The sequence below is a fragment of the Arthrobacter sp. NPDC056886 genome, from assembly GCF_042788715.1.
GTDB lineage: Bacteria > Actinomycetota > Actinomycetes > Actinomycetales > Micrococcaceae > Arthrobacter.
On record NZ_JBHUBT010000002.1, the window covers coordinates 555,886 to 568,816 of the forward strand.

Consider the following 12,931-nt stretch of genomic DNA (forward strand, 5'->3'; position numbering starts at 1 on the left):
TTGCGGCGTCGCTGGCCCGCCGCCGGGCGGTGGTCCCGGTGCGGCCTCAGCCGCCCGGAGAATGGGTCCGCCAGCAGTCTGCCAGCGCAATCTGGATGTTCGCTGGATTCTTGCTTAGTGCCCCAGGGCCACCGCGGCTACGGCACTGGCGGCAAGGGCGACGACGGCGGCGGCGGCCCAGCGCAGGAGCGCGGCCGGCGGCGCGGCGTTGGACCGCCGCAGCTCCCGCCCGCGGACCAGCACGCACACCGCCACCACCAGCGTCGCGGCCATGGCGGCAAGCGCGCAGACACCGAGGAAGTCAACAGGACCCGGAACGCCGCCGCGGGACCCCGCGAGCGCCCAGCTTCGCCAGATCAGCAGGTCCGCCACGACCAGGGTCAGCAGCGTCCGGCGCCAGGACAGGGACGTACGCTCGGGCTGCAGTCCGGGGTCCCGGGCGGCCTCGGGGCTCACCGCGCCACCAGGATCAGGGCGGCGAACACCAGCGCCGCGGCCGCGACGCCGATTGTCATCACCAGCATCACGCCGGAGAACGGCAGCTCCTGGTTGTTACGCATGGCAGCCTCCATCAGTCCCCACCGGCGGTAGGACAGGGCCGCCAGGCCTGCGCCGAGGAACGCGAGGATGACGCACAACGCGATCCGCACGGGTCCGGGCGCGATCTCGGGGGCCAGTTGGTCAATCGCGAGGGCTCCGGCAATCAGGGCCAGGGATGTCCGGATCCAGGCCAGGAATGTCCGCTCGTTGGCCAGGGAGAATCTGTAATCGGGGGTGGTCCCGGTCTTCCGCCACGCTGGTTCGCGCATTCGTTTCCTCCGCTGCCGGACGGCTACGCCGCCGGCGGTTGCTTCGCCTGACCGCTGGACGGGTCCTAACAGCACCCTACCGGGCGTTCCGCATCCGCCGCCTGCGGGATTGGGGACAGTGGAATAGGGTACAGCGGCGTTGGGTCGGCGGTACTGGCCGGCATTGCAGAGTGCGGGGCAGCGCCGGGTAAATTTGAGGGCATGAGCACCGAGCCCGGGACCAGCCCCGCACCCGCCCCAACACCCGGACAGCCACACTCCCCCGTACCGGCCCACGGCTCGCGCATCCACGGCTGCCTGCTCGGTGGTGCGCTCGGTGATTCGCTGGGTTACGCCGTCGAGTTCGACGATATCTCGGCGATCCGCGCCCGGTTCGGCCCCGCGGGCCTGCAGGATTTTTCCGCGCTCGACGCCGGCAGCCCGTTCTCGGATGACACGCAAATGACGCTGTACACCGCGGATGGCCTCCTCGAAGCGCTGGAATGGGCGAACGACGGCGTGGCATCGGACATCAACGCGTGCCTGTGGCTCGCATATCTGCGCTGGCTGGCCACTCAGGGCGTCGCGGTGCCGGCGTCGGCCCCGTTCCAGCCGCCGCGCTGGATCGATGCCCAGGCTGTCCTGAAGAACCGGCGTTCGCCCGGCAAGGCGTGCCTGAGCGGACTCGCCACGGGCGAGATGGGCACCGTGAAGCGGCCGGTCAATCCAGACGCGAAGGGCTGCGGCACAGTGATGCGCTCGGCGCCGTTCGGCCTGATCCCCCACCTCGAACCCGAAACTGTCTACAAGCTCAGTGCCGATGCCGCGTCCCTTACGCACGGGCACCCCGCGGCCCGGCAGAGCGCAGGCGTGTTCAGCCTGGTCATCCACGCCCTGTCCTCCGGCCACGGTTTGCGCCAAGCGGCGGAATCGGCCCTCGGGCACCTGCGCGGCGGCATCCTGCGCAAGGGCGAGGATCCGGATCCGGATGTTGTGGCACGGGTGGAGGCGGCCCTGCAGCTGGCCGGTGACCGACCCGGCGGCGGAGACGTGCTCAGCCCCGAGGACCTGGTCAGCGAACTCGGCGAGGGCTGGGTGGCCGAGGAAGCCCTGGCCGTGGCGCTGTACGCCGTGCTGGCCACCGTTCCGGAGCCGGCGGCGGAGTCAGAGGGAGAGACGGCGACGGCGGACGCCGGCACTGCCGCGGCCGACGCCCAGTCGCATTTCCGGGCGGCGATTGCGGTGGCGGTGAACCACAGCGGGGACAGCGACTCGACGGCGTCGATAGCCGGGAACATCCTGGGGGCGTACTACGGCGAACGGTGCCTGCCGGCCGACTGGCTGGCGGCGCTCGAGGCACCGGAGGTCATCCGGGGCATCGCGTCGAGGCTGGCGGCCGTCACCGGCGCCTAGCGTCGCCGGGAACCTGTCCCCGGCACGTGTCCGCCGAACGTTGGGCCTTCGGCATACGCGCAGCGCAACTGGCTGCGCTCGGAAGGCCGCGGCCCGGCTTGTCCGCGGGACATGCCCGTTCCACCCCGCTTCGATGGACATGTCCATCCCCGGCTGCCGCGTCCCCCGGGGCATGCCCAGTCGCGCCTAGGAGCAATGAACATCTCCATCCGCCATGCCACGTAACGAGGACAGGCCCGCTCGCCTTCGCTGCGAAGGGACATGTCCATCCCCGGCCGCGGCATCCTCAGGACATGCCCGCCCCTCCATCAGCGCCCCGATGGACATGCCCATCTCCGACGGCGGCGACTGGACATAATGCCACTATGCCCACTCGTCAGAGCCTCCAGAGGACATGCCCGGCCCTCCATCACCGCAGCGATGGGCATGTCCCGCGCCGGTGGCCAAATCACCGGGACATGCCGTCCCTTGTCGAGGATCCTAAGCGCCCCGGAGCGAGATGTTGTTGCAGGCTTCGCAGACGTCGGCGGGAATGAGGCCGCGGCGCTGCAGGAAGCCGAAGATGGTGCAGCCGAGGCAGAACCCGGCGAACGCCTCAAGGGACGCGGCGGCTATCAGCACGGCGAGCAGGACCCACGCCACAGGCGCGAGGCCGGCAGCCAGCAGCAACGCGGCCGCCGTCGACATGGCGGCGCCGATGCCCTGGGCGAAGCGCTTTGGCGGACCGGGAACTAGGCGGGTGCGGCCGAGCCAGGGCGTCAGGACCTTGACCGAGAGCTGGGCCAAGGGCGAGATCCGGGGACCGAACAGCACACGCAGCCAGAACCCGGCCGCGATGATGGCGAGTCCCCAGCCGAAACCGGTCAGCAGGGTCACCGCGGACAGGGCCACCACCAAGGCAGCGGTAATGCGGGCGGCGTATTCGTTCACCGGGTTGGGGAACTCGAGCACTCGCCGCCAGTCAATGCCGCGGGACGGCACTGACTTCGACGGAACTGACTTCGACGGAACTGCGGGAGTCTGTGCATCCGTGGGTTTGCTCATGGCCCAAGGCTACGAGCGGGCGCGCCGGGGCGGGAATGATTGTTGCGCCATGTGACCGCGGGTTCAGGCGGGGGCGCAGGGCCGGTTCAGCCGGGGGGCGGGTCACCCGGGCCGGGTCCAGTCGGGCCCAGTTCAGGCGGGAAAATTCAGAACGGTGCTGCGGCCAAGTGTCCGCCGACCATCTGGAGGAATTCACCCTCGGACAAGACCTCGATCCGCTGCCCGCGGTCGTGCAGTTCCAGGACGCGGCGGGCCTTGCCGGTGAGCCGGCCGGAGCGCAGGTCCGCGGCCACAAACCCGTCGCCCACCACCAGGACGGTGGTGCGGGCCGTGACCCGGCTTTCCGGCCTGGCGCCCAGCTCGGCGGACCGGACCTTGGCTTCGGGGCGGGGAATGGCCAGTTCGCCGGTGAACACGACGGTCTGGCCGAACAGCGGATGGTCCGGGCTGGCGGCGGCATTGGGCAGCGGGTTTGGCCCTTCCTCCGGCCACCCGGCCACGAACCGCCGGCCAACAGGTGCGCCCGCAGTTCCCCCGGCGAGCGCTTCCAGCGCCGCGAGGGTGGCCTTGGACAACGGGTCGCGCCGGGGGTCGAACGCCGGCTGGTGCGACACCGTGAGGCCCAGGGACAGATAGAGTTCCGCGATGCTCGCCGCACCGTTGCGGGCGGCGATGTCGATCAGGATGCCGGCACAGGCCCGTGCGTCCTCGGCGGCATCGTGGTGGTTGACCAGCGGGACGCCCGCCTCCTCGGCGGCGTAGGGCAGCGAATTGGACACCAGGGAGTAACAGCGCCGGGACAAAATCACCGTGCAGACGTAGTCGTAGGCGGGCCCGGCCAGCCCGGACACCTCCAGCCCAGAGCGGATCACACCGAGATCGAACCCCGCATTGTGGGCCGCCAGCACGTCGCCACCGATGAACGCGCCGATCTCGGGGAACAGCTCACCGAACCGCGGCAGTCCCGCCACCTGGTCCGGCCGGATGCCGTGGATCCGGACGTTGTGGTGATCGAAGGTGTCATGATTTTCCGGCGGCCGCATGAGCCAGGAGGCTTCCTCGACGACGACGCCGCCGCGCACCTTGCTCAGGCCAACAGCGCACGGGGAACCGCGGAAGCCGTTCGCGGTCTCAAAGTCGATCGCCGTAAAGTCCAAAGTCACGGCCCAACTTTACCGCCCGACGGCGGCGCCTCCCGCACCGGGAACGGCGCCCGGGGGCCGGCCGGCGGCCGTCAAGTACCCTTAACAGGTGAACCTACTAGCAATGAGCGACCTCGCCGTGTCCGCCCTTGGCGGCGCCGGCCCCGTCCAGCCGCAGATGGCCTCCTTCCTGCCAGACTGGCTCAACCCGCAGGTTTTCCTGGCGAATCCGGCCTTCGCGCCGTGGGTGGTCCTCCTTGTCTGCGGCATCATCTTTGCCGAAACCGGGCTGTTGATCGGCTTCTTCCTGCCCGGGGACTCGATGCTGTTCACGGCCGGGCTGCTCGTTGCCACCGGCACCATCCAGGTCAACATCTGGGTCCTGACCGCGCTCATCATCGTCGCCGCGATCGTCGGCAACCAGGTGGGCTACCTGATTGGTTCCAAGGCGGGACCTGCCCTGTTCAACAGGCCCAATTCCAAGCTGTTCAAACGTGAAAACGTGGACAGCGCGCACGCCTTCTTTGAAAAGCACGGCGGCAAGGCCCTGATCCTGGCCCGGTTCGTCCCGATCATCCGCACCTTCGTCCCGGTGATCGTGGGCGTCGCGCAGATGGGTAAGCGCAAATTCTTCACCTACAACGTGATCGGCGCGGTGCTCTGGGGCGGCGGCGTCACGCTCCTGGGCTACCTGCTCGGGGACAAAGTGCCGTGGGTCAAGGACAACCTGGACATCATCTTCATCGCCATCGTGCTGGTCTCCGTGATCCCGATCGCCATTGAGGTCATTCGCGGCGCCATCGCCAAGCGGCAGTCCGAGGAGTACGGCACCGACGTCGTGGATGAGTTCATCGAGGAGCACGAGCCGGAAGAAGAGCGCCGGACCCCGTAGCCCAGGCAGCAATTAAACAAGGAAGGCGCCCCACCGTGTGGGGCGCCTTCCTTCGTCTTGCGCCTCGCCTGGCACGGCCTGGCGACTCGACTTAGCGCGGGCCGGCTACTTCCCGGCCAGGGCCTCGACGATGGCCGGCAGGAGCGCCCGGAACGCGTGGCCCCGGTGGCTGATGGCGTTTTTCTCCTCGGAACTGAGCTCGGCGCAGCTGCGGTCCAGCCCGCTCGGCTGCAGGACGGGGTCATAGCCGAAGCCGCCCTCCCCGCGCGGCTCCCGCAGGAGCGTCCCTTCCAGCTGCCCGTACTCCACAATTTCCCGGCCGCCGTCGGGCGAGGACCCGGGCACGGCCAGCGCCGCGGCGCAGACAAATGCTGCCCCGCGGTACTCGTCCGGCACGTCGGCCAGCTGGGCGAGCAGCAGCTGCAGGTTCGCGGCGTCGTCGCCGTGCCGGCCGGACCAGCGGGCCGAGAAGATCCCGGGTGCGCCGCCAAGGACGTCCACGGCAAGTCCGGAGTCGTCGGCGATCGCCACGAGCCCCGTGGCCTCGGCCACGGCCCGCGCCTTCAACAGCGAGTTTTCCGCGAAGGTCACGCCGGTCTCGGCGACGTCGGGGGCACCGACGGCGCCGGCGTCCACCACCTGTGTGTCGACGTCGAGCCCGGGCACCTGCCCCCGCAGCAACTCGCGGAGTTCCCGGAGCTTGCCTTTGTTGTGGGTGGCGAGGACCAGCCGCGGGGCCGGGGCGTCAGCGGCCGGCCGGTCCGCGAGGGGAGCCTGCGTCACGGGGCCTCCGCCAGGGTGTCGCGCTGGATGGCGGCGAGCTGCTCGGTGCCCAGCAGCGCCAGGTCCAGCAGCTTGTTCAACTCGTCGCGGTCGAAGGGCGCGCCCTCCGCGGTGCCCTGGACCTCCACGAACTTTCCCGAGCCGGTCACCACGACATTCATGTCGGTCTCAGCGCGCACGTCTTCGACGTAGGGCAGGTCGAGCATCGGCACGCCGTCGATGATGCCGACGGACACCGCGGCGATCGTGTCGATCAGGGGCTCGGCGTTGCGGCCGATCATCTTCTTCTCGCGGGCAAACCGGATGGCGTCCGCGAGTGCCACGTAGGCGCCGGTGATGGCCGCGGTGCGGGTGCCGCCGTCGGCCTGCAGGACATCGCAGTCCAGCACGATGGTGATCTCGCCCAGGGCCTTGGTGTCGATAATGGAGCGCAGCGAGCGGCCGATCAGCCGGGAGATCTCGTGGGTGCGGCCGCCGATCTTGCCCTTGACGGACTCGCGGTCGGAGCGGGTGTTCGTGGCCCGGGGCAGCATGGCGTACTCGGCGGTGACCCAACCGCGGCCCTCGCCCTTGAGCCAGCGCGGCACGCCCTCGGTCAGGGAGGCCGTGCACAGGACCCGGGTGTTGCCGAACTCGATCAGGGCTGAACCCTCGGCCTGCTTGGACCAGCCGCGCGTGATGCTGATCGGGCGCAGCTGGTCGGGGGTACGGCCGTCGGCGCGGATGACGGGGACACTGGGAGCTTGGGAAGTCATGCCTTTAGCTTATCGACTCACCCGCCCCCGCCCGCGCCGGACTTGAGCGCTGCGGTCAGCTGGACGCCCGCGGTCAGCTGGACGCCCGCGGTCAGCTAGACGGTGTAGTGCACACCCGCGACGGCGACGGCCACGTCCTTGCCGAAGACGTCCTTGGCCTCGGCCATGACGGTGGTGGGGGACGTCCAGACGGGAATGTGCGTCAGCAGCAGTCGCCGCGCTCCGGCGGCGACGGCCGCCTCCCCCGCCCGCTTGCCGGTCAGGTGCACGTCCTTGATATCGTCGTCGCGGCCTTCCTCGAACGCGGCCTCGCACAGGAAGAGGTCGGCGTCGCGGGCGGCGTCCTCTAGGCCCGCGCAGGAGTCCGTGTCCCCGGAGTAGCTCAGGACGCGGGTCACCGGCGTGCCGTCCTTGGCGGGCTCGGTGACCTCCACGCGGAGGGCGTAGGCCTCCTCGACGGGATGGTTCACCGCGTAGGGCGTCACCGTGAACGGGCCGACACTCACCGGCTTGCGCTCGGACCAATTGCTGAAGTCAAATTCCTCGTGCATGCCCGGATCCAGGTCCAGGCCATAGGCCGTGGCCATCCGGTCGGCCGTGGCGGCGGGCCCCCACACCGGAATCCTGCCCCGTCCCCAGCCGCCCGGCTTCCAGCGCACGGCAACGTGGAGCCCGCACAGGTCCATGCAGTGGTCCGGGTGCAGGTGCGTGAGGAAGATCGCGTCGATGTCCTCAAGGTCGGTGTAGCGCTGGATGGCGCCGAGCGCACCGCTGCCGAGGTCCAGGACGATTTTCCAGTTCCGCTCGCCGTCGTTGGCGGTCAGCAGATAGCACGACGCCGGCGAGCCCGGCCCCGGGAAGGACCCGGTACAGCCCACGATGGTCAGTTTCACAGCAGTTTTCCCCCGCCCGCGGATCCGCCCACAAAGTTGGAGATCCGCGGCCGGCCGGTGGCGGCCTGGGCGGCGGCGATCATCTCCGGGGTGATCCGGGCGAGGCTGCCGGTGGGATACTGCGCCGCGACGTGGTCCACGTGCCGGACACTGAGGACCTCGGGGCCGAGGAAGCGCCGGGCGAGGTGCTCGAACTGGGCGGCGTCGCCGGTGGCAATGAAATTGTGCTCGGGGGCCGCGGCGTCGGTGCGCTCGAGGCCCCGGGAGGCCAAGGCCCGGTAGACGTCCTTGGCCGTTTCCTCGGCGCTGGAGACCAGCGTGACGTCCTCGCCCAAGACGAACGAGAGCACGCCGGTGAGCAGCGGGTAGTGGGTGCAGCCGAGCACCACGGTGTCCACCCCGGCGGCAATGAGCGGTGCCAGGTAGTCGCGGGCGACGGCGAGCAGTTCCGGTCCCGTGGTGATCCCGGCTTCCACGTAGGGCACGAACGCCGGGCAGGCCACGGACGTGATCGACAAGTCCGGGGCAGCGGCGAAGGTGTCCTCGTAGGCGCGCGAGCCCACCGTGGCCGAGGTCCCGATCACGCCCACCCGGCCCGTGCGGGTTGCCGCGACGGCGCGCCGGACAGCCGGCTGGATCACTTCGATGACGGGAATCCCGTACCGGGCCGTGTACCGCTCGCGGGCGTCGCGCAGCACGGCGGCGGACGCGGAGTTGCAGGCGATGGTCAGCAGCTTCACGCCGGAATCCACGAGCTCGTCCATGACGCCGAGGGCGTTGGCCCGGACCTCGGCGATGGGAAGGGGTCCGTAGGGCCCGTGCGCGGTGTCGCCGACATACAGGATGGATTCGTTGGGCAGCTGGTCGATGATCGACCGGGCCACCGTGAGGCCGCCGACCCCGGAGTCGAAGACGCCAATGGGGCGTGAGCCCAGCTCGGATGCCGGTTCGGGCGCCGTGGGGCCGGTTGCGGTGCTGCTCGCTGGGGAGTCCGCAGCAGCCACTGGCGGATCCATACTCGATGCTGAAGTCATGATTATTCGAGGATAGGACAACGCCTGCGGGGCGGCCATCACATTGTGGTGTGCAACTCGTGTCTCATGGGTCACACGCTCGGGCTCAGCGCCGGGCATCGAGCGAGTGCACCATCGCCTGGACCAGCGACTCCTGCAGCCAGGTGGTGAAGTTGTACACGAGGGCCAGGTAGCTTTCCACGTCCTCGGCCTGGGCCCAGTCCTGCATGAGATGGACGTTGTCGGCGTCGGCGTCGTCACGGATGTCGAGGCGTTCGGCCAGTACCAGCCGGACATCGTTGAGCGCGGTGGCCCAGTGCCGGGCGTCGTCAGGGGTCAGGACGAGGTGTTCCCGGTCCAGGCTCAGGGCGGCCGCCTTCAGCGCGCCGATCTTGTTCTCGCGCAGCGAGCGTTCGGTGTACCGGCGGAACTCAAGGGAGGCGTCGTCGTCGTTCTTCATCACGTTCGGCAGCAGCCGGCGCAGGGCGCGGTCCGAGGGTTCGCGGGCTTCGGTGTCCAGTCCCACCAGGGCCGCCAGCGGGTCCTCGTTGGCGCGCTCCTCCGGCTCCAGCATGGAGATCACATCGTCAAAAAGACTGCGCAGCAGTTCCCGCTCGGCCGGCTCAAGATAGCCCCTGATGCCCTTGAGCCCGTATTTGAATGCCTTAGCCACGTTTTCCCTTGCCTTTGCCGGAACCGCCTGCGTTGCCGCCCGTGGCTTTCTCCACCGTCGCCCAAAGCCCATAGCCATGCATGGCGACGGCGTGCTGCTCCACCTGCTCCTTGCTGCCGTGAGCCACGATCGAGCGGCCCTTCTTATGGACCTCCATCATGAGCTTGTTGGCCTTGGCCTCCGAGTAGCCGAAGTAGCTGCGGAACACGAAGCTCACGTAGCTCATCAGGTTCACGGGATCGTTCCAGATCACGAGGTTCCAGGGGATGTCCGGGGCGGTCAGCACGTCGCCGGACGTTACTGTTCCGGTCTGGGTGCTCTCCCGCGTGTCGGGGCCGAGCGCAACGCTGAGGGTCATCTGTCCATTCTATGGGGATGCACACTAGAGTGAATTTGTGAGTACCTCTGCTGGCTGGGACCGTCCCCGCACGTCCCTGTACACCGACCACTACGAGCTGACCATGCTGCAGGGGGCTCTGCAGTCCGGGGCGGCCCACCGGAAATCGGTCTTCGAGGCCTTTGCCCGGAGGCTCCCGGACGGGCGCCGCTACGGGATTGTGGCCGGCACCGGCCGGCTGCTGGAGGGGATCGCGAACTTCCGATTCGGCGAGCCGGAACTGGACTACCTGCGCCGCACCAAGGTGGTCAACGACCAGACCCTGGAGTACTTGGCCGATTACAGCTTTTCCGGCGACATCTGGGGCTATCCGGAGGGCGAGGCGTACTTCCCGAACTCCCCCGTGCTGATCGTGGAGTCCACGTTCGCCGAGGCCTGCATCCTTGAGACGTACGTGCTCTCCGTGCTCAACCACGACTGCGCGATCGCCTCGGCCGCCTCCCGGATGATCTCCGCGGCCGGAACCCGCCCGTGCATCGAGATGGGGTCGCGCCGGACGCACGAGGAAGCGGCGGCCGCCGCTGCCCGGGCCGCTGTCATTGCCGGGTTCGACAGCACCTCCAATCTGGAGGCCGGATTGCGCTACGGGCTGAAGACGGTGGGCACGGCCGCCCATTCCTTCACCCTCCTCCATGACACCGAGCGTGAAGCCTTCGAGGCACAGATTGCCGCCTTCGGGCCGGACACTTCCCTCCTGGTGGACACGTACGACGTCGAAACGGCCGTCCGCACCGCCGTGGACCTCGCCGGGGACAAGCTGGGCGCTGTCCGGCTGGACTCCGGTGACCTCGTGGCACAGGCCCAGTGGGTGCGGCAGCTGCTCGACGAACTCGGCAACGACCGCACCAAAATCGTGGTGACCTCAGACCTCGACGAATTCGCCATCGCGGCGCTGGCGTCCGCCCCGGTGGACTCCTACGGCGTGGGCACCTCGCTCGTGACCGGTTCCGGGGCGCCGACCGCCAGCATGGTCTACAAGCTCGTCAGCCGCACCGATGACACCGGGGACTTCATCTCCGTCGCCAAAGCCGCCAAGAACAAAGCCAGCAAGGGCGGCCGGAAGTACGCGCTGCGCAAGCTCAACGAGCGCGGGACCGCCACGGCGGAAACCGTCGGCGTCGGCATCCACCCGGAAGATGACGGCAATGACCGGCCGCTGCTGGAGCAGTTCGTCAAGAACGGCGAGCTCCTGCCCGGGTGGACCGGCCCCGAGGGGGTCCAGCGCGCGCGCCGGCGCCACGCGGAGACCATGCGGGAGCTCCCCGCGGTGGTCAACCGGCTGCAGCGCGGCGAGGCGGCCATCCCCACCATCTACGAGGAGGACTAAATGTCCCGCGCCCTGATCATCGTTGACGTCCAAAACGATTTCTGTGAGGGAGGTGCCCTGCCGGTGGTCGGCGGGGCGAACCTCGCCGGGGAGATCAGCGAGTACGTTGACGCACACCACGGCCAGTTTGACCACGTCCTGGCCACCCAGGACTGGCACATCGATCCCGGCGCGCACTTCGCGGAGGAACCTGATTTCGTGGACAGCTGGCCGCCGCATTGCGTGGCGGGGACCCGCGGGGCCGAACTGCATCCCGATCTCGACCCCGAACACATCCAGGCGTACTTCCGCAAAGGCCAGTTCGCCGCGGCGTACTCGGGCTTCGAAGGGCTCCTGGCTCCTGAGGACGACGTCCCCACCGGGGACCGCAAGCCGGGCGCCATGCCCGTTTCCGGCACCGACACCGGCACCGACACCGATTCCGATTCCGATTCCGATTCCGACGAAGCATCGAGTCTTTTCGCCGCCAGTGATTTCGCCGCTGGCGAGGACGCGATCGGACTGGATGACTGGCTGCAGAGCCACGACGTGGAGGACATCGTCGTCGTGGGGATCGCCACCGACTACTGCGTCAAGGCGACCGCCCTGGATGCCGTCCAGGCCGGCTACTCCGTCACGGTGCTGCGCGGTTTGACGGTCGGAATCGCCGAGGACCTGGACGACGCCGTGGCCGAGATGGAGCTCGGCGGCGTGGATGTCCTCTGAGCGCCAACACCCGTGCCCGGCGAGCCGGGCGGGCTTAACGGCTGGCGGGAAAAGGCCGCCGCCGCAGTAGACTCGAAATCCTTGCCCTATCGCCAGTCTTGCCATATCGACAGACCCGTAGAACCCCGGAGTACACCATGAAGAAGACCCTGACCGTTCTGATTGCCGCCGGAGCGCTGCTCGGCGCGGCCGGCTGCTCGTCCACGCCGCAGCTGACCAACGAAGAAACCTGCGCCCGGGTCAAGACCGTGGTCTCTGCCCAGACGGCCACGTCGGACAAGGCCGGCATGACCAGGGTCGCCAACCAGCTGCGGCCCATCAAGGCGGCAGCCTCCGAGGACCTGCGGGATCCGCTGCAGTCCATCATCGAATACTTTGACGAGGCGGCCAAGCCCGCCCCGGACGCCGCCAAGCTCGAGGACATGAAGGCCGACTACACCGCGGCAGGCCAGACGTACGGGCAGGTCTGCGGCACGGGGCAATAACCGACGGCCCATCGGATCGCGTAAAAAGAGCAGATAAACAGTAGAGGGACCAGGCCATGAACTGCTCCCCGAAAGTTGGAGAGTTTATTAAACGGTGCTTCTAGGCTACGTGAAGGGATTGAGTCCGGTATTGCACCGGACTCAATCCCTTCAGCCGTTCCCTGATGCGGGTGTGGTTGTACCAGTGGATGTACTGGCTGAGCCCCTGCTCGAACTGTTCGATTGAGTCGAACCGGTCGTGGTGGAAGAACTCTTCCTTGAGATGGCCGAAGAAGCTTTCCATCGCTGGCATCGGTGAGCATGTCCATCACTAGCGGCAGGGTCGGACTCGGACGCACGGCGTGGGCGATGATCTCGCCGTTAAACAGGTCCAGCACCGGGGACAGATACATCTTCTGGTCGGCGACCCGGAACTCGGTCACGTCCGTCACCCACTTCAGGTGCGGGGCATCGGCCTGGAAGTCCCGGGCCAGCCTATTGGGGGCCACATGCCCGATCTCGCCGCGGTGGGAGTTGTACTTGCGGCGCCGTATTCTGCAGATGCAGCCTTCCTGGCGCATCAGTGCGGCCACGGTCTTGCCGCTGAGCCGGATGCCGTGGTCGCGGGCCAGCGCGATGCGG

General features: G+C 68.5%; 15 protein-coding genes and 1 pseudogene. 5 read left to right on the top strand and 11 right to left on the bottom strand.

The genetic code is table 11. The features are described from left to right. Positions 1–114: 114 nt before the first annotated feature. Together ACFRJ8_RS05640 and ACFRJ8_RS05645 are read right to left on the bottom strand one after the other, a co-directional pair. Positions 115–456, bottom strand: coding sequence for a DUF202 domain-containing protein (locus ACFRJ8_RS05640; RefSeq protein ID WP_377985160.1), 342 nt, complete (start codon positions 454–456; stop codon positions 115–117). After that, positions 453–809 (bottom strand): YidH family protein, encoded by a 357-nt coding sequence (locus ACFRJ8_RS05645; protein WP_277523206.1) that lies wholly within the window; start codon positions 807–809, stop codon positions 453–455. Before ACFRJ8_RS05645 ends, ACFRJ8_RS05640 begins: the two co-directional genes overlap by 4 nt. Before the next feature lie 201 nt (positions 810–1,010). On the opposite strand from ACFRJ8_RS05645, the gene ACFRJ8_RS05650 reads away from it, so the two are divergent. Next, positions 1,011–2,201 carry an ADP-ribosylglycohydrolase family protein gene (locus ACFRJ8_RS05650; protein WP_377985161.1) on the top strand — a complete coding sequence of 397 codons (1,191 nt, stop codon included), beginning with the start codon at positions 1,011–1,013 and terminating at the stop codon, positions 2,199–2,201. A gap of 480 nt (positions 2,202–2,681) precedes the next feature. Here ACFRJ8_RS05650 and ACFRJ8_RS05655 read toward each other — a convergent pair whose 3' ends face one another. Both ACFRJ8_RS05655 and ACFRJ8_RS05660 read right to left on the bottom strand, forming a co-directional pair. After that, positions 2,682–3,245, bottom strand: a complete 564-nt coding sequence (locus ACFRJ8_RS05655) for a DUF4395 domain-containing protein (RefSeq protein ID WP_377985162.1) — start codon at positions 3,243–3,245, stop codon at positions 2,682–2,684. Between the two features lie 146 nt (positions 3,246–3,391). Further along, positions 3,392–4,408 carry an exonuclease domain-containing protein gene (locus ACFRJ8_RS05660; protein ID WP_377985163.1) on the bottom strand — a complete coding sequence of 339 codons (1,017 nt, stop codon included), beginning with the start codon at positions 4,406–4,408 and terminating at the stop codon, positions 3,392–3,394. A 103-nt stretch (positions 4,409–4,511) separates the two neighbouring features. Between ACFRJ8_RS05660 and ACFRJ8_RS05665 the strand changes: the two genes are divergently transcribed. Next, positions 4,512–5,279, top strand: a complete 768-nt coding sequence (locus tag ACFRJ8_RS05665; protein WP_377985194.1) for a VTT domain-containing protein — start codon at positions 4,512–4,514, stop codon at positions 5,277–5,279. Positions 5,280–5,384: 105 nt separating this feature from the next. Here ACFRJ8_RS05665 and rdgB read toward each other — a convergent pair whose 3' ends face one another. The 6 genes from rdgB to clpS all read right to left on the bottom strand — a co-directional run bounded on the left by rdgB (position 5,385) and on the right by clpS (position 9,754). After that, positions 5,385–6,062 carry an RdgB/HAM1 family non-canonical purine NTP pyrophosphatase gene (gene rdgB, locus ACFRJ8_RS05670; RefSeq protein WP_377985164.1) on the bottom strand — a complete coding sequence of 226 codons (678 nt, stop codon included), beginning with the start codon at positions 6,060–6,062 and terminating at the stop codon, positions 5,385–5,387. Beyond that, positions 6,059–6,817, bottom strand: coding sequence for a ribonuclease PH (gene rph, locus ACFRJ8_RS05675; protein WP_377985165.1), 759 nt, complete (start codon positions 6,815–6,817; stop codon positions 6,059–6,061). Before rph ends, rdgB begins: the two co-directional genes overlap by 4 nt. A 95-nt stretch (positions 6,818–6,912) precedes the next feature. Next, positions 6,913–7,710 (bottom strand): MBL fold metallo-hydrolase, encoded by a 798-nt coding sequence (locus ACFRJ8_RS05680; protein ID WP_377985166.1) that lies wholly within the window; start codon positions 7,708–7,710, stop codon positions 6,913–6,915. Next, entirely contained in the window at positions 7,707–8,726 is a 1,020-nt protein-coding gene (murI, locus tag ACFRJ8_RS05685; RefSeq protein WP_377985167.1) for a glutamate racemase, read from the bottom strand. The genes ACFRJ8_RS05680 and murI overlap by 4 nt, the downstream gene beginning before the upstream one ends. Positions 8,727–8,829: 103 nt before the next feature. Then, entirely contained in the window at positions 8,830–9,396 is a 567-nt protein-coding gene (locus ACFRJ8_RS05690; protein WP_377985168.1) for a DUF2017 domain-containing protein, read from the bottom strand. Then, a complete protein-coding gene (gene clpS, locus ACFRJ8_RS05695) occupies positions 9,389–9,754 on the bottom strand; it encodes an ATP-dependent Clp protease adapter ClpS (protein WP_377985169.1) in 366 nt (121 codons plus the stop codon). The genes ACFRJ8_RS05690 and clpS overlap by 8 nt, the downstream gene beginning before the upstream one ends. Positions 9,755–9,791: 37 nt before the next feature. Between clpS and ACFRJ8_RS05700 the strand changes: the two genes are divergently transcribed. The 3 genes from ACFRJ8_RS05700 (at position 9,792) to ACFRJ8_RS05710 (ending at position 12,310) form a co-directional block, all read left to right on the top strand. Next, positions 9,792–11,120, top strand: a complete 1,329-nt coding sequence (locus ACFRJ8_RS05700) for a nicotinate phosphoribosyltransferase (protein WP_377985170.1) — start codon at positions 9,792–9,794, stop codon at positions 11,118–11,120. Further along, a complete protein-coding gene (locus ACFRJ8_RS05705) occupies positions 11,121–11,825 on the top strand; it encodes an isochorismatase family protein (RefSeq protein WP_377985171.1) in 705 nt (234 codons plus the stop codon). Between the two features lie 137 nt (positions 11,826–11,962). Beyond that, complete coding sequence (locus ACFRJ8_RS05710; RefSeq protein ID WP_377985172.1) at positions 11,963–12,310, top strand: hypothetical protein; 348 nt, start codon at positions 11,963–11,965, stop codon at positions 12,308–12,310. A 100-nt stretch (positions 12,311–12,410) separates the two neighbouring features. Here the strand turns inward: ACFRJ8_RS05710 and ACFRJ8_RS05715 are convergent. Beyond that, positions 12,411–12,596: pseudogene (locus ACFRJ8_RS05715) on the bottom strand (IS3 family transposase); the annotation flags it as partial. Positions 12,597–12,931 lie beyond the last annotated feature (335 nt).